Source organism: Mucilaginibacter sp. Mucisp73, assembly GCF_059491465.1.
In genome coordinates this window covers 44422-61842 of record NZ_CP168507.1, presented here as the reverse complement: position 1 = coordinate 61842, position 17421 = coordinate 44422, and the positions used below count along the sequence as shown (strand labels likewise).

Genomic DNA, 17421 nt, shown 5'->3' with positions numbered 1-17421 from the left:
AAAGTTAAAATTTGTTAAACTGAAAGTAAATGATGCTGATAAACAACAACAAATACAGTATTTCATAAAACCAGCGCTTGGTTGCATACAAAAAATAATAGGCAAAAAACACCGTTACCGGTACTGCACAAAGCAAAAAATGGCTCAGGCGAAATTCCGAATTGAGATAAAATGAAAGTGATGTGATCAGAAAAATAAAAAACAAAAGCTGGAATGTTTTACGGATCTGCACGTAACTTTTAAAGAAATTTTGCTGCAGCTTAAAAAAACAAAGCACTAATATTACAATAACCGGCGCCAGCAGCAGGTAGTTATAGGAATTAATGCTGATATGATCGGGAAATTTTTTGCCTAAGGGCGACCAGATATGGCTAAACCGGGGCAGCATATCATTCATAAAATAAATAACCGCAAGGAAAAAGAACACGGTTACATACCCCAATATCGAAATAACCCATTCGCGCCAGTTAAACGGCCTGAATATCATAAGCGCTATCCATATAACCAGGAACAAATAAATAAACGGGAAATAAACAAGCGACCCCACCGCCACGATCAAACCCAGATCATAAGTTGTTGACTTAACATCCTCCCCCTTATACAGGTTGAATAATTTAAACAACATCCAGATGAGTAAGAAATTACATAAAAGCGGGGCGCTTAAAGTTAAAAAGGGCGTAAACAAGCCCGAAAGCGTGATATACATCAGCGCCGGCAAAAAGGTTGGCTTGCCTAATAAATTATGATGATTAATTAACGAATTAAGCAATAAAGCCTGGATAAATACAAGCCCGCCGGCCAGTATCACATTAAGCAGCGGCGAAAACGCGTATTCATATTTTACGGGTACCAGCAGCCGTGCAAAGGGTTCTACAAAAATAAACTCAACCTTTTCGGGAACCTGCACCATGAAACCTATCCGGAGTACGAACAGCAAAATAGCCAGCCATATAATATTAAGGGGATTATAGTTCCTGAAAAGATTGATCATATGCGCGGCCGTGTTTGCGGTTGCAAAATTAGCAGAAAAACCGCTTAAGTTGCAATGCTTTACTACCTTGTATACTGCTTTACCAGTTTATCAACAATAGCGGCTGTTTCATCCGGAAAATCAACTACGATCTTTTTACTGTCGTTGATCCAGTGGTTTAAATGGCCGTTAAACTTATCATTTATTTCGCTCACCACCGGAACCCCCAACCTGGAGGCCGAAAGCGCGTTACACTGCTGTTCGTATTGCCCTTTCATGGGTATCATCATTACCTTTTTCTGTAAAAACAGGGCCTCGGCGGGGCCTTCAAAACCGCCCCCGGTAAGCAAACCGGTACAGCTTGCCAGGCTTTTGTTAAAAGCTTCATTATTTACGGGGAAGATCTCCACGTTTCCCGATTTGTAGGCCTGCTTTTGCCGTTTTGAAAACACCTGCCATTTAACCTCTCTTTCGGCACTTAAATATTTCAGCAGTGTTTTGTCATCATAAGCCGGCAGGTAAACTGTATAATGGCCCAGGTTGGAGGTTTCCATCTGCCTGATTTCGCTCCGGATTACAGGGGTATTGATAAAAGTATCATAGCGCTCAAAATGGAAACCTACATGATAGGTAGTAGGCGAATAGTTTTTTAAAAGCCATTGCGCAAACGGGTCTTTTTTTTCGGGGCGCGGTGTTTTGGGCGATACAAACGAACACTGGTGACTTAAAGATACCGACGGTACACCCCGTAATTTACAAGCCCAGGCACTTACAGGTTCAAAATCATTGATGATGAGGTCATATTGTTTCAGGGGAAGGCTCCGCAGATCGCGCTGAAACTGGCGCAGGTTCATGATTTTCCAGGTAGCCCAGTTATCCACGCCGCCGTTGGTACCAAATACAAAGCTCACACCATGAAAGCGATATTTCAGGGGTTGTGATAATGATACTTCAGCTTCGGTGCCGCTTACCAGCAAGTCAACCTCGCCGTATTGTTGCAGCAGGGGCACAATTTCCCTTGCCCGGCTTATATGCCCGTTACCTGTTCCCTGTATACCAAACAGTATCTTCATTAAAATAAATTCTTTTCAAAAGGATGATGATCGTACCGCGCAGATACAGCGGACACGCTGATTTGTCTGCACCAATATTCAGGGGCTTAATTTAGTAAAGAAAAATGTTTTCGGTAAGTAATTTAATCGTGTTCGTGTTTAAAGCGCTCCAACAAGTTTTTAACATCGAGCATAGCGTTCAGATCTTCCGAATCGGTTTTATCATCTTCATCAGCATCTGTATTGAAATCATCCGGCTTGTATTTAAACACTTTCCATTTGCCATTGTGATATTCAAGAGCGCTTAAACTTTCTACCCAATCGCCCGAGTTGAGGTAAAGTACCGAGCCTGTATTTTGTGTAGACGTAATTTCCCTGATTTCGGCATGGTGAATGTGACCGCAGATCACGTAGCCGTATTGTTTATCGACAGCCAGATCGGCCGCGGTTTGCTCAAATTGGTTAATGAATTTTACCGCTTCCTTAAAACTGGCTTTCACCTTTTGCGAAAAGCTCATTTTTTGCCTGCCAATAGCGGTAAGGAACCAGTTTACAAAACTGTTGATCAAAATCAATGTGTCATAACCAACAGCGCCAAGTTTAGCCAGCCATTTGGAGTGTTGCATGGTAACGTCAAACACATCGCCATGAAAGATCCAGGCTTTTTTCCCATCGATATTTAACACGAGCTTATCAAGCAGCTGAAAAGTGCCCATGTTAAAATCGGTAAACTTGCGCAGCATTTCGTCATGGTTGCCGGTTAAATAATAAACCGGGATGCCATCGGTAACAAACTTCAGAATGCGGCGCACCACTTTCATGTGCGCTTCGGGCCAGTATGATTTACTAAATTGCCAAATATCAATAATATCGCCGTTAAGGATAAGGATTTTGGGCTTGATGCTTTTTAAATATTTAAGCAACTCTTTTGCGTGACAGCCGTAAGTACCAAGGTGCACATCAGATATTACTACAATATCAACTTCGCGTTTTGCCATTAAATTAAGGGGGCTATTTTACAGGCCGGCAAGATATGCCGGAAAACAACATTTTCATTAATAAAGCAACGATTACTCGTCGTCCTCATCTTCGTTAACAGTCAATTCATATGGACTTGCATAAAAGCAGCCGACCAGGATCAGCAACCCTATAACTACCAAATAAGCATACTCAAAATTCATCACAAAGATTTTTACAAATGTCTGAAATTTAACATTATCCTACTGTTAAGACTACATTAAATATAAAAGGTTACTTTGCTGTACTAAATTTATTTTTGATCCTGTTAAGTTGTTTCAAGTGGTGCTGTAAATGAATGCGGATAAATTTAAACCATTGCCTGGCATTAAGCATTCCCATACGCGGGTGCTTGTATCTGTTAGCCGGCGATGATTCGGCAATGAGTGGCATAGTCGTTTCAATCCGTTTGCGGCATTTGATGATCAGGTTTTTGGCATCTTCCTTACTGATCTTATTGGCAGCTATTTTATCGCTTACCGCATTGGGTACTGTTGTTTTAACCGGCGGAAATTTACCTAACAACAGCAAGATCCGGCCTTCCCAATTAATGCCTTTTTTAGTTGGCTCGCAATTGCCGTGGGTACAACGTTCAAGCGCGATTGATGAACCCAGCGTAGCCTGCATAATATGGCTGTAAACCTCGGCAAACGACCAGCCGCCATCCTCCGGGGTAACATCAAACAACTCATCGGGGATAACATCCAATTGTTTGCGGTATTCATCAAGGGCTGCATCAATAGCTTTACGTTCTTTGGCGATACTCATAAAAGTAAAGTTAACTCTTTTAAATGAGCAATCTGCACGGGCACATCCTGAGGTTTTTCCGCATTAAAAGGGTTAAAATAAATAGCGTCCATTCCAAAATTAAGCGCTCCGCGGATATCAGCTTCGATGCTGTCGCCGATCATCACACTTTCTTCTTTTGATGCCCCGGCCAGGTCAAGCGCGTGTTGAAATATGGCTTTGTCCGGCTTGTTAACGCCAACATCTTCGGAGATGATAATGTTCTGAAAATATTTGGCCAGGTCCGTCGCCGCGATTTTTATCCGTGTTGAATCTTTAAACCCGTTCGAGATCAGGTGCAGGGTATATTTTGATTGCAGGTATTGCAATGTTTCGTGCGCATGCGGAAACAAGTTGGTTTTGGTGGGGCAAAGCTTTACATAAGCATCCTCAAAATCAAGCGGCATCAGGTCGGGATGCAAACCAAGATCAGTAAAGGTTGATTTGAAACGGGCCTCCCGCAGTTCATCTTTGGTGATCTCGCCGATATGATACTGTGCCCAAAGGCGATGATTGTTACGGGTATAAGTTTCGATGAACAATTCGGCAGACTGCAGGCCAATTTCGCCAAGCTGGTGAATAACATATAACTCATGCAGGGCCTCTTCGGCATTTTTATCAAAATCCCAGATGGTATGGTCGAGATCAAAGAAGATGTGTTTGTATTGTTTCATGTCGGATTTCGGATGTTCGATTTCGAATTTTTTTCCCTGCTTAAAAATTCAAAATTAAGAATTTCAATATTACTAAATCCGAAATCCCAATTCCGAAATTCGAAATCAAAATAAATCCCAAATCAAACTAAATCCGAAATCGAACATTCGAAATCCGAAATCAAACTACACTTTTTCCCCAAATGCCAGGTCGCCCGCATCACCCAGGCCGGGTACAATATAAGCTTTGCTGGTCATTTCGTCATCAACAGCGCAGAGCCACAGCTTGGCTTTTGGGAGATTTGCCTTTACATGTGCTACACCTTCGGTGCTGGCAATTACCGCGGCAATGTGCAGCTCCTTTATTTTATATTGAGCCATCAACTCCTTACAAACCGATACAATACTTTGCCCGGTAGCCAGCATGGTATCGCACAAAATAAAGATCTTATCATCAAGGTTAGGGGTTGAGATATGATCCACCTGGATCAAAAAGTTGCCGTTGCGTTTCACCTTGCGATAAGCTGTGATAAATGCAGAGGGCGACCGGTCGAAAACCTGCATAAAACCCTGGTGAAAAGGCAGGCCGGCGCGCAATATAATACCCAGCACCGGTTCATCGGCCGGCATATTAACACTGGCTGTACCTAAGGGGGTTTGAATTTCTTTGGTTTCGTAATATAATGATTTGCTCAGCTCATAAGCCAATACGGCTCCTAACCTTTCCTGGTTCCGCCTAAAACGTGCCTTATCCTGCTGAATAACGGCATCCCGTAATTCGGCAAGGAACTGGTTGGCAATGGTATTGGTTTTATTGAGGATGAAAATCATGCTTAAATTTAAGCGTTTTTAAGCAATAGTATCACTATTTGTTTATTAAATGTCATACCGCACCATGGGAAGGATAATAAATTTTGAATATATGTAGTTAACTACGTAGATTTGTACATAAATATTAAAGTTATGGATACTACACCTGTTATCAGCTCACTCAACAATACTTATTGCCAGCAGATCATTGATATCATTTTACCAATTCAGCAAATAGAATTTAATGTGCCTATCACGCTTGAAGCCCAGCCCGACCTGCTTGATATTGAAACCAATTACCACCAAACCGGCGGTAACTTTTGGGGAGCTACCTACAAGGAACAACTTGTTGGCACCATTGCCCTTATTGCTTTTGATAACAATGCAGCTGCGATACGCAAAATGTTTGTGCTTAAAGAATACCGCGGCAAAGAGCTGGGCATCGCGCAGTTACTACTTAATAATCTCATTGACTATTGTAAACAAAACAACATTGCCCACATTTATTTAGGCACAGTTGAGATGCTGAAAGCCGCTCATCGCTTTTATGAAAAAAATGGCTTTACCCGCCTTGCCAAACAGGATTTGCCTGAATCATTCCCGCTTATGGCTGCGGATACTATTTTTTATGAGTTACATTTGAACAATTAACAGCGGTATAATGAATGTTATTGACGAATCGGGAATTTTAGCAATTTCAACAAGGTTGCAGCGCCTGGCCGAGCAGTTGCGCAAAGATGGTGTGCTCGTATACAAAGCCAGTAATATTGATTTTGAACCCAAATGGTTTCCTGTTATTTACACTTTACACTTTAAGCCGCTTTTAAGCGTAGTGGAAATCGCCGCTGAAATTGGCTACACCCACCCTTCAACCATCAGTCTGTTAAAGGAATTGGAAAAAGAGAAATTGATCCGATCAAAAAAGGACAAGGCCGACGAAAGGAAGCGTCTTATCATGTTAACAACAAAAGGCCAGGAACTTATTGAACGTATGAAACCCGTTTGGGAAATTATGAAAGCGGCCGCCGCGGAAATTGCCGATACCCAAAACAACCTGATGAAGGCTATTATTGAAGCCGAAGAGAAAATAAAGCAGCAGAGTTTTTTGGATAGGGCGTTGCGTTTAAAGGCGGAAATGTAATTTATTACCCTCCGCACAACAATGTTGACATACGGTTGTCATTACCATGTACTTATTTTGATTTGCAAACCCTGTTTCTGGATTATTTGTATTTTTACATAACAACATGGATTTTCAATTAACATCTCAATATAAACCAACCGGCGATCAGCCTGAAGCTATAAGGCAGCTGGTTGAAGGTATCAACAACGGCGACCCCTATCAAACCCTTTTGGGGGTTACCGGATCGGGCAAAACCTTTACGGTTGCCAATATTATAGCACAAACGCAAAAACCTACGCTGATCCTGAGCCACAACAAAACATTAGCGGCACAGCTTTATGGCGAGTTTAAGCAGTTCTTTCCCGAAAACGCGGTGAACTACTTTGTGTCTTACTATGACTATTATCAGCCGGAGGCTTTCATCCCTACCACCAACACCTACATTGAAAAGGACCTGCAGATAAACGAGGAGATAGAAAAGCTTCGTTTACGTACTACTTCGGCTTTAATGTCAGGCAGGCGCGATGTGATCGTGGTATCGTCTATATCCTGCATTTACGGTATGGGCAACCCCGATGATTTTGCCGACTCGGTTTTCAAATTTGCCGTAGGTACCCGTATCAGCAGGAATGCTTTTTTACATCGCCTGGTCGAAATTTTATACGCCCGCACCACTGCCGATTTTAAACGAGGAACATTCAGGGTTAAGGGTGATACCGTCGATATTTTTCCGGCTTACCTGGATTATGCCTACCGCATCTCCTTTTTTGGCGACGATATTGAAGAGTTAAGCGCCTTTGATATCGGCACCGGTAAAACCATCGAAAAAATGACACACATGGTGGTTTATCCGGCCAACCTGTACGTTGCCCCCCGCGAGCGTTTTTTACAATCCATCTGGGCGATACAGGAAGAGCTGGAAACCCGCAAAAAACAGTTTATTGATGACGGCCGATTCCTGGAAGCCAAACGGCTGGAAGAAAGGGTTAATTATGACCTGGAAATGATCCGCGAACTGGGCTACTGTTCGGGCATCGAAAACTACTCCCGCTTTTTTGACGGGCGCAAGCCCGGTGCCAGGCCATTCTGCTTGCTTGATTATTTCCCCGAAGATTACCTGATGGTGATTGACGAAAGTCACGTAACCGTTCCGCAGATCAGAGCGATGTATGGAGGTGACCGTTCGCGCAAGATCTCGCTGGTTGACTATGGCTTCCGCCTGCCGGCAGCTTTGGATAACCGTCCGCTTAATTTCCAGGAGTTTGAAAACCTTGCCCCGCAAACCGTTTATGTAAGCGCTACTCCCGGCGATTTTGAACTTGAAAAATCAGGTGGTGTGGTGGTAGAACAGGTAATCCGCCCTACCGGTTTGCTTGATCCGGTGATTGACGTTCGCCCGGTAATAAACCAGGTGGATGACCTGCTTGACGAAGTAGATAAAACAATTAAAAAAGGCGACCGCGTACTGGTAACCACCCTCACCAAACGCATGGCCGAGGAACTGGCCAAATACATGGACCGGCTGGGCATTAAATGCCGCTACATCCACTCGGAAGTGAAAACCCTGCAGCGTGTAGAAATTTTGCGTGGCTTACGACTTGGTGAATTTGATGTACTGATAGGTATCAACTTACTGCGCGAAGGCTTGGATTTACCTGAAGTATCCTTAGTAGCCATTTTAGATGCGGATAAAGAAGGGTTCCTTCGGTCAGAACGCTCATTGATCCAAACCATAGGCCGTGCAGCACGTAATGACCGTGGCCGTGTGATCATGTATGCTGATACCATAACCGATTCGATGCAGATCACGATGGATGAAACCAACCGCCGCCGCGAAATTCAGATTGCATATAACACGCAACATGGCATTACACCGCTAACGGTTGGCAAAACGCGCGAGGAAATTATGGAGCAAACATCAGTGGTCGACTTTAAGGGAGGTGTACAGCAGGCTTATGTAGAAACTGATACCCTAACACTTGCCGCCGATCCGATAGTTCAGTACATGACCAAAGCCGACCTGAAAAAATCAATCGACAACACCAAAAAAGATATGCTTGCCGCCGCCAAAAACATGGATTTCCTGCTGGCTGCCAAACTGCGCGACGAAATGTTTGCTTTGGAAAAAATGATGGAGGAGAAGTTTTAATTTGAAAATTTATTGATTTGAAGATTTGAAAACGATAGTCCCCACATTTTCAAATCTTCAAATTGCTTTATTTTCAAATTAAAACAGCGTCAGCTATCCTCAAATCATAATAAAACATTTTTACCGTTATATACCTTATATTTGTAAGCTCAAAATTAACAGTATGATTCTCATTCGTTTTCTGATCATATCTATCTGTATATTATACATTATCCGCAGCCTGGCACGTTACCTGCTGCCGTTCCTTTTTGAAAGTGTTGTGAATAAAGCCCAACAGCAATATCAACAGCAACAACGTAACTACAATGAAGGCCCCAAACCTGATGGAAAAATCAGGATCGACCATATTCCGCAGCCCAAAAAAGGCAGTGTGCCCGACAGTGAAGGTGAATTTGTTGATTACGAAGAAGTAAAATAAACCTAACCAATAAATCATGGACACCAACCCTGTATTTAGAAGGCGCCAAAATCATAACAACACGCCCGAGTCAATTACGCTTATTATCACCAATGTGATAGTATTTATTGTTGCTACTCAAATTTTTGCCAATTGTACCAAGATCAGCACTTTTTACTGGGTGATCATGGGTGGGCTGGGCGTTTACAACTTTTTCAACATCCGCAAATACCGCGAAGATTACGGCAAGGCGCAGGTTATTGCTTACGTAATATCTATCATTGTGCTGATTGCCATGTTTTTCCTGCTGCGCAGCCGTGCGCAAACCTGTTAAGTTATTCCTTAACAAAACTTATAATTCCTATTCTCATTGTAATTTCTATTTTTGAGGAATATAATATCCATTTCAAAAAACTTAAATGAATAACTGGTTTAAGCGTAACGGCATTCATTTTGCCATAGCTGCAATTTTTTTAGTGATCTGCTTTATATTTTTAACCCCGGCTTTCCAGGGAAAAACATTAGGCGGTAATGACGTTACAAGGGCACAATCAACCCAAAAAGAAATTAACGATTACAAAGCCAAAGACACTACCATACTATGGACCAACCAGATCTATGGCGGTATGCCTACCTACCAAATATGGGCGCCTTATAAAGCTAACTTAACATCATGGGTTGTAACCGGTATAAACTATACTTTCCCAGCTCCGGTTGGTACAGTATTAATGTTTTTATTAGGTACCTACTTTTTATTTATAGTGTTAAAGGTTAACCCCTGGCTTGCGGCGGCGGGTGCAGTGGCGTTTACCTTTTCATCATATAATATTATCCTGCTAACTGCAGGGCACGCCAACCAGGCTTTCGCGATAGCATTTTTTGGGCCGATACTTGCCGGGATTATCCTTACCCTTCGCGGTAAATATTTATTAGGTTTTTCTGTAACAGCTTTATTTCTTGCCTTGGAGATCAGGGCTAACCACGTGCAGATGACCTACTACCTGATGCTGGCCTTATTGATCATGGTTGGCATTGAACTTTACCATGCCATCAAAAACAAAACCTTAAATGCCTTTTTAAAATCGTTAGGTTATGTTGCTGGCGCAGTTCTATTGAGCGTAGCAGTGAACGCCTCTATCCTTTGGAGCACGGCCGACTATGGCAACGAAACTATTCGTGGCAAATCAAATCTTACTCAGCATACTTCAGAACCAAGTAACGGCCTTGCTAAAGACTACGCTTATGAGTGGAGCCAGGGTGTGGGTGAATGTATCACATTCCTGATTCCTGACGCATACGGAGGAGGCTTTCTTCAAAAAAACAATAGCGCTGATTCACATGTAGTTAAAACTTTAACAGAAAAAGGAAGTGATCCAAATCAGGCTGTCGAAATTTCGGCAAATTATTTACAATCTTACTGGGGGAACAAGCCCTTCACCGGGGGGCCATTCTATTTTGGTGCGGTAATTTGCCTGTTGTTTGTATGGGGCTTAATGATAGTTAAAAACCGTATCAAATGGTGGTTACTTGGCGCTGTGGTTTTAACCATGCTGCTATCTTTCGGCCGGAACTGGCCTTATGTATCTGATCTTTTCTTTAACTACTTCCCGCTTTACAATAAGTTCCGCGCGGTTGAATCAATACTGGCAGTTGCGGGTTTTTGCTTCCCAATCCTTGCTGTGTTGGCAGTTAACGAGGCTATTGTAAATGAGGACAAAGCAAACCTGTTCAAAAAATTAAAAATCGCATTTTATATTACAGGTGGTATTGTATTGATTGTAGCTGTGGTGCCTTCACTGCTTTTGTCTTTCAGCGTAAGTGAGCAGCAGGCTGGTGTTATTGCACAAATAGGCCAGGCGCTTAAAACTGACAGCTCAGCCCTTACCCGCGCTTTAATTGCCGACAGGGAATCAATGGCGCAGGCCGACGCTATCCGCTCACTTATCTTCATCGCTATTGCATTTGGGATTGCCTGGGCATTCCTTAAAAAGAAGATCAACCCAACCGCTGCATCACTTGCTTTCCTGGCCCTGATCCTCGTTGACCTTTGGGGTATCGATAAACGCTATTTAAATCAAGACCACTTCGCGCCGAAACAGGATAATGAAACGCCACAGCCGCGCGAGGTTGACCAGTTTATCATGAAAGATAAAGACCCGGATTTTAGGGTGTTTGACGCCACACAATCAATCAAAGGCGATGGCCTTACACCATTTTTCTACAAGTCATTGGGTGGTTACTCGGCAGCAAGGCTAAAACGCTGGGAAGAGCTTGTTGATAATCAACTAAGCAAAAGCATTAACCAGGATGTTTTGGATATGATGAACGTGAAGTACATTATTAATTCTGATCCAAAAACCCAAAACGTAGGTATGCAGGTCAATCAAACTGCCTGTGGCCATGCGTGGTTTGTTAAAAGCATTAAATATGCTGACAATGCCGATCAGGAAATGGTTGCCATCAGCAGCTTTACACCAAAAGATGAAGCTATTGTTGATAAACAATACAAAAGCATTATCGACGAAAAAACTTTGGGAGCAGGTGCCGGCGAAGGCAAAATTGAGCTTACCAGCTACTCGCCCGATCATATGGTTTACACAAGCGGTTCTACCACCTCACAAATTGCGGTGTTCTCTGAAGTATACTATAACAAAGGCTGGAAAATGTATATCGACGGTGTTGAGAAACCTTATTTCCGTGCCGATTATCTTCTGCGCGCAGCTCAGATCCCGATCGGTAACCACAAAATTGAATTTATTTTCCACCCGGCATCATATTACACCGGCGAGAATATTTCATTAGCAGGTTCAATCCTACTGGTGCTTGCCTTAGGTGGTGCCGCTTATACCGAAAACAAAAAGAAAGCTCCGGCTGCAAAGCCAGCTGATAAAAAAGCTTAAGCAATTTTATATTCAAAAGAAAAGCGATGGGCAGTGTTCATCGCTTTTTTTGTGGAATTTATTCAATCAGTTATCCCTTATATTAGCGCAAGTCTTGAGCGGAGAGATGTGCGATTGCTGACTTGTGCTTTCCGATATGTATCGTCCTAAAATAAGTTTACAGATTAATTGATAAATCCTGCTATAGGTTTACCACACAGGCACAAGTGAGCCTTGCTCAATCAACCGCACAACACTTGCGCCAGAGAAGGGCGCCAGAGAAGAGCATATTATTGCATTTGATTAATCATTCGTCCTTCTATTCTTCAACCAGTACCAGCCCAAATTAAAGGCGATAACAAAATGGTTTAAAACAGTCGGGATCAAACCATAATTCCGCTTCATGATCTCAAAACGCTCCATCAAGCTTTGGCGGTGCCTTTTCTTCGACATGCCCCCTACCAGGTATTTGGCCACGTAACGGTTAACGTTCACAATCTTTTTAGCCTTTTTTGCCGCGCGGATTATCCAGTCGATATCCGAACTCAATTGATATCTTGGGTCATAGGGTTCTGCCAGCGAACGCCTGATATAGATAGCCTGGTGACTAATGCTCATGCCATATTTAAAACCACGCCAGGTAAACTTTGCGGGTGCTTTGTGACGGCGCTGCCCTAAACTACTCCCGTCATCGGCTATCATTTCTGTTTCGCCATAGTAGATATCAGCTCCATCCGCCGCGGCAAAAACAGCGGCAACGGTTTCGTTATCATAAAACTCATCTCCCGAGTTCATGAAGATCACATAATCGCCGGTAGCTAAAGCAAGCCCTTTATTCATGGCATCATAAATGCCCTCATCTTTTTCGCTGATGAATTTGGTTATTTGACTTTTATACTTGTCAATTACCTGTAGGGTACCATCATTAGATAAACCATCGACAATAACGTATTCGATATTGCTATACGTTTGGTTGATTACCGACTGTATGGTACGCTCAATGTCCCTAACGTTATTGTAAACAATAGTGATAACGCTTAGTCTTGGATTAAACATTATTCCCTCCCTTACTCAGTAATTGTCGATAAACTTCGATATGTTTTCTGGCTATTACTTCTTCCGAAAACCTATCCATAATGGTTTGCCGGGTCTGCTGGTTCAACTTGTCCTTTTCAGGATGTTTAATGATCCATTCCATCCCATCAGTAAAACTTTCGGATGAACGATAGGTGGCAAGGTAACCACTATACTGGTGCCGCACCATATCCGGGATGCCTCCTGTAGTAAAAGCGATTACGGGTGTACCGCAACTCAGGCTTTCCATTACGGTGTAAGGTAAATTATCCTCAAGCGAAGGGATTAAAAAAGCATCGGCCGCGGCGTAGTGCAGGGCCAGTTTCTCATCGTTATTGATGGTTCCTAAAAAGCTGGTTTTAAAAGGAAAGTCGGGCAGGTTTTCTGTGCCCCGGTTTCCAAAAACCACCAGTTCTACCTGATCTGTCTCTGCACCTAAACGCTGTCTTAGTAATTCCATACTTTCCAACAGATATTGAGTGCCTTTATGCAGATCTTTACGCGATGGCATAAATCCGCTTAAAAAGATAAATTTATCCGTCGGCAGGCCCGCTTTGGCTTTCGCCTCCTTTTTGTTTATCGGTTTAAAAACATCGGTTTCCAGCGTATTTGGAATATTGCTTGCGGCTTTGCCCTGCATCAAACTGCTTTTCTTTACAGAATCTTGCATCCATAAACTTGGGGCGATAATGTTGAAGTCGAGTTGCTGATAAGCCTTATTTTTTTGCTGCCAGATGCGGTGCGAAATGTCATCATCGGCAGAGTTGATCAGCAGCGGGCAGTTACCGCATTGTTGCTGGTAATGATCACAAGTATAACGCACATGGCAGCCGCCGGTAAAAGCGTTACTGTCATGAAATGTCCATACTATGGGCTTGCCTAATTTTTTAAGTTCGGCTATATGTTTGGGATCTAAAAAACCATGATTGATCCAGTGCAGGTGGATGATATCGGCATTTTTAACGTCAGGATGTTTAATTACCGAACGGCCAAACCAGGTGAAAGAAAACGGGGTACGGCTATCGGGTTTTAAAAAGCGTTTGGCCAATATCCGTTCCAGGATAATAGTAGCGGCGGCGTATGATTTTTGAATGATATTACCGTTAAAAGTCTTGATATCAGGATTATTTCCAAATTTATAATGTACTATAATTTTAGAATCGATATTTTGGCTAAGTAATGCCCGGTTAAGGCGCATGCAGGCCCTGCCCGCGCCGCCATTACCGTCATACGTATTGAGGTGCACCACTTTTAACATGGCTCAAAAATACATTTATTCATAAAACTTAAACCATATGAAGAAACTATACATCGTATTGTTTTTGGCAGCACTGTGCCAAACCAGCCTTAAAGCCCAAACCACCGGAAGCTATTTTACATCTAACCCAACCCTTACACCCGACGGCAAAACCGTAATTTTCAGCTACGAAGGCGATCTTTGGAAAGCCGATATCAACAGCACAGCCGCCACGCGATTGACCGCCATGCAGGGCGAAGAAACCAGTCCACGCGTATCGCCCGACGGGCAATGGCTGGCCTTTTCATCAAACCAGTTTGGCAATAACGATGTATACGTAATGCCCCTCGCCGGCGGCGATATCAAACAGCTTACCTATAACGATGCCGGCGATAATGTGGATTCCTGGAGCTGGGATTCGAAATCCATTTACTTTAACTCAAGCCGTTACAATGGTTTCAGTGAATACAAAGTAGCCGCTACCGGCGGAACACCCGTTAGGCTGTTTGGTCATTATTTTAATACCATACACGGTGTTGTTGAGCATCCGCAAACCGGCGAGCTATTTTTCAGCAATACCTGGGAGAGCATTTATTTCCCCACCCGTAAGCACTATAAAGGCGCTTACAATCCCGATATTCAATCGTACAACCCTAAAACCAAAGCCTATAAAAAATATACCGACTGGCAGGGTAAGGATTTCTGGACCACCGTTGATCAAAAAGGCAACATCTATTTTGTATCTGATGAAGGCAACGAGGAATATAACCTGTATACCTTTATTGATGGTAAAAAAAACGCGTTAACCCAGTTCCCCACCTCTCTCAAACGCCCGCAGGTAAGTGCCGATGGCAGCAAGGTTGTTTTCGAAAAGGATTACCAGATTTTTGTGTACGATGTGGCATCCAAACAAACTCAGAAGCTAAGCTTAAACCTGTTCCGCAATAATGTACTGCCTAAAGACCAATCGTTTGAAACAGGCGGTAAAATTGAAGGAGCAGCATTATCACCCGATGGCAAAAAGCTTGCTTTTGTATCCCGCGGCGAATTATTTGTAAGCGATGCCGAAGGTAAATTCGGCAAAAAACTGGAACGTAATACCAGCGAACGGGTTACCGAGGTAAGCTGGATGAGCGATAACAAAACCCTTATTTTTGGTCAAACCCTGGGTGGCTATCCTAACTGGTACACCATAGCAGCCGATGGCAGCGGTGCCGAAAAACAGCTTACCACAGATAAAGGCAGCAATCGCCTGCTGAGCATGAATAAAGACCGCACACAGGCCATTTATCTGAGCGGCCGTAATGAACTGAAACTTTTGGATCTGAAAACACTCACATCAAAAACTATTGTTACCGATGAGTTTTGGGGATTCTACAACCCTCCTCCGCGCTTTTCGCCAAATGGCGAGTACGTGGTATACAACGCTTACCGCAATTTTGAGATGGACGTTTTTGTTTATGAGATAAAAACCGGGAAAATACTGAACCTTACCAATAGCGGTGTTACAGAATCGGCGCCATTCTGGTCGCCGGATGGTAAGTATATTTATTTTGCGTCATCCCGTACGCAGCCCGAGTATCCTTACGGCTCAAAAGATGCTCACGTTTACCGCATGCCTTTGCAAAAGTATGATGATCCTTTTAAGATGGATAAGTTTACGGCCCTGTTTAAAGAGGAGAAAAAAGACGACGATAAAAACAAAAAGGATAAGGACAAAAAAGCGTCTAACAAAAAGAAACCTTTATCTGAGCAGCCAACGCCTAAACCGCCTGCCGATATTGTGATAGACACCGAAGAACCGATGAAAAGACTGGAACGCATCAGCCCGGAGTTTGGCCAGGCCCAGGGACCTTATGTGATTCAAAAAGGAGATAAAACATTGGTATACTATGCCTCAAACCATAGCGAAGGCAAAGGGGCACTTTACCGTACCACCCTTGAAGCTTTTGAAAACCCCAAAACCGAAAAAGTTGGCGGCGGCGACTTCGGCAATTACGACATTTTTGGCAATGGCGATAAATATTTTGTACTGGCCGGAGGCAATATCTACACCCTAAACATCGATGCCAACAAAGTGGATAAGTTAGATATCAATTATAGCTTTACGCGTAACATGGCCGGGGAATTTACACAGATGTTTGATGAAACCTGGGCCGGACTGGATGAAAACTATTACGACGGCAATTTCCACGGAGCCGACTGGAAAAAGGTTCATGACAGCTATAAAACATTTGTCCCTTATATTAATAACCGGGCCGACCTGCGCCTGTTGCTGAATGATATGCTTGGCGAGCTCAATTCATCGCACCAGGGCTTTTACTCAAACGGCAACGAGGAAAAGAAAACCCTCAGCTACCGTACCATGGAAACCGGAATTATTTTTGACAATGACTCACCATACAAAGTTAGCGGTATAGCTACCCGCAGTAATGCCGATAAAGCAGGTATCGATGTAAAACCGGGTGATATCCTGAAAGCAGTGAACGGCGTTACGGTTGATGAAAAGCAGGACCGTAATTATTACTTCAGCAAACCATCGCTTGATAAAGAAATTGAACTGACCTTTAACCGCGGCGGCAAAGATATTAAAGTGAAGCTTCACCCTGAATCGACGGGCGATCTGTCAGGCAATCTTTACGACGACTGGATCAAGACCAATGCTAAAACAGTTGCAGAAAAGAGCAAAAACCGCATCGCCTACTCATACATGAAAAACATGGGCGATGGCGCCCTGGAAGATTTCCTGGAAGATATGGTTGATGATGCTTATAATAAAGATGCTCTTATCCTCGACCTGAGATATAATACAGGCGGTAACGTACATGATAATGTTTTAAAATTCTTGTCGCAAAAACCCTATTTGCAATGGGCTTACCGCGACGGTAAAAAAACACAGCAATCAAACTTTGCACCGGCGGCCAAACCGATCATCCTGCTCATGAATGAGCAAACCCTAAGCGATGGCGAAATGACCTCACAAGGCTTTAAACAATTGGGCCTTGGCAAGATCATCGGCACCGAAACTTACCGCTGGATCATTTTTACCAGTGGCAAAGGTTTGGTTGACGGATCATTCTACCGTATCCCGGCCTGGGGCTGCTATACGCTTGATGGCAAAGACATTGAAAAAACAGGCGTAACACCAGACATTTATGTAAAAACAGATTTTGCTGACAGGATTGAAAATAAAGATCCGCAATTAGATAGGGCTATTGAGGAGATTTTGAAACAGTTGCCTCCTGCTACATCAAAAGGAGAAAAATAATCTGTT

15 protein-coding genes are annotated in these 17421 nt (G+C 43.1%); 7 read left to right on the top strand and 8 right to left on the bottom strand.

Annotated features, from left to right (window positions below; translation table 11 throughout):
• Nucleotides 1-4 precede the first annotated feature (4 nt).
• From ACEN82_RS00275 to upp, 6 genes are all read right to left on the bottom strand, one after another.
• Nucleotides 5-991: a DUF6427 family protein gene (locus ACEN82_RS00275; protein ID WP_413321904.1), complete on the bottom strand. Its 987-nt coding sequence runs from the start codon at nucleotides 989-991 to the stop codon at nucleotides 5-7.
• Between the two features lie 62 nt (nucleotides 992-1053).
• Nucleotides 1054-2043, bottom strand: coding sequence for a glycosyltransferase family protein (locus ACEN82_RS00270; protein WP_090534945.1), 990 nt, complete (start codon nucleotides 2041-2043; stop codon nucleotides 1054-1056).
• Nucleotides 2044-2165: 122 nt separating this feature from the next.
• Nucleotides 2166-3020 (bottom strand): UDP-2,3-diacylglucosamine diphosphatase, encoded by an 855-nt coding sequence (locus tag ACEN82_RS00265; RefSeq protein ID WP_413321903.1) that lies wholly within the window; start codon nucleotides 3018-3020, stop codon nucleotides 2166-2168.
• 253 nt (nucleotides 3021-3273) lie between these two features.
• Nucleotides 3274-3807 carry a DinB family protein gene (locus ACEN82_RS00260; RefSeq protein WP_413321902.1) on the bottom strand — a complete coding sequence of 178 codons (534 nt, stop codon included), beginning with the start codon at nucleotides 3805-3807 and terminating at the stop codon, nucleotides 3274-3276.
• Nucleotides 3804-4499: a YjjG family noncanonical pyrimidine nucleotidase gene (locus ACEN82_RS00255; RefSeq protein ID WP_413321901.1), complete on the bottom strand. Its 696-nt coding sequence runs from the start codon at nucleotides 4497-4499 to the stop codon at nucleotides 3804-3806. Before ACEN82_RS00255 ends, ACEN82_RS00260 begins: the two co-directional genes overlap by 4 nt.
• Nucleotides 4500-4664: 165 nt before the next feature.
• Complete coding sequence (upp, locus tag ACEN82_RS00250) at nucleotides 4665-5309, bottom strand: uracil phosphoribosyltransferase (protein WP_413321900.1); 645 nt, start codon at nucleotides 5307-5309, stop codon at nucleotides 4665-4667.
• 132 nt (nucleotides 5310-5441) lie between these two features.
• Here upp and ACEN82_RS00245 point away from each other — a divergent pair, with 132 nt between their 5' ends.
• The 6 genes from ACEN82_RS00245 (at nucleotide 5442) to ACEN82_RS00220 (ending at nucleotide 11857) form a co-directional block, all read left to right on the top strand.
• Entirely contained in the window at nucleotides 5442-5939 is a 498-nt protein-coding gene (locus tag ACEN82_RS00245; protein ID WP_413321899.1) for a GNAT family N-acetyltransferase, read from the top strand.
• A 10-nt stretch (nucleotides 5940-5949) separates the two neighbouring features.
• Nucleotides 5950-6429 carry a MarR family transcriptional regulator gene (locus ACEN82_RS00240; RefSeq protein WP_274990207.1) on the top strand — a complete coding sequence of 160 codons (480 nt, stop codon included), beginning with the start codon at nucleotides 5950-5952 and terminating at the stop codon, nucleotides 6427-6429.
• Between the two features lie 106 nt (nucleotides 6430-6535).
• The gene (uvrB, locus tag ACEN82_RS00235) at nucleotides 6536-8560 is read left to right on the top strand and encodes an excinuclease ABC subunit UvrB (RefSeq protein ID WP_091174530.1); all 2025 of its coding nucleotides are present in this window, start codon (nucleotides 6536-6538) and stop codon (nucleotides 8558-8560) included.
• A gap of 163 nt (nucleotides 8561-8723) precedes the next feature.
• On the top strand, nucleotides 8724-8978 hold the full coding sequence (locus ACEN82_RS00230) for a DUF4834 family protein (protein ID WP_091174527.1): 255 nt from the start codon (nucleotides 8724-8726) through the stop codon (nucleotides 8976-8978).
• 16 nt (nucleotides 8979-8994) lie between these two features.
• Nucleotides 8995-9291 carry a hypothetical protein gene (locus ACEN82_RS00225; RefSeq protein ID WP_090534932.1) on the top strand — a complete coding sequence of 99 codons (297 nt, stop codon included), beginning with the start codon at nucleotides 8995-8997 and terminating at the stop codon, nucleotides 9289-9291.
• A gap of 85 nt (nucleotides 9292-9376) precedes the next feature.
• Nucleotides 9377-11857: a hypothetical protein gene (locus tag ACEN82_RS00220; protein ID WP_413321898.1), complete on the top strand. Its 2481-nt coding sequence runs from the start codon at nucleotides 9377-9379 to the stop codon at nucleotides 11855-11857.
• A 282-nt stretch (nucleotides 11858-12139) separates the two neighbouring features.
• Here the strand turns inward: ACEN82_RS00220 and ACEN82_RS00215 are convergent, their stop codons facing one another.
• Nucleotides 12140-12892, bottom strand: a complete 753-nt coding sequence (locus ACEN82_RS00215; protein WP_413321897.1) for a glycosyltransferase family 2 protein — start codon at nucleotides 12890-12892, stop codon at nucleotides 12140-12142.
• Nucleotides 12885-14168, bottom strand: coding sequence for a glycosyltransferase family 4 protein (locus ACEN82_RS00210; protein ID WP_413321896.1), 1284 nt, complete (start codon nucleotides 14166-14168; stop codon nucleotides 12885-12887). The genes ACEN82_RS00215 and ACEN82_RS00210 overlap by 8 nt, the downstream gene beginning before the upstream one ends.
• Nucleotides 14169-14205: 37 nt before the next feature.
• Here ACEN82_RS00210 and ACEN82_RS00205 point away from each other — a divergent pair, with 37 nt between their 5' ends.
• Complete coding sequence (locus ACEN82_RS00205; protein WP_413321895.1) at nucleotides 14206-17415, top strand: S41 family peptidase; 3210 nt, start codon at nucleotides 14206-14208, stop codon at nucleotides 17413-17415.
• Nucleotides 17416-17421 lie beyond the last annotated feature (6 nt).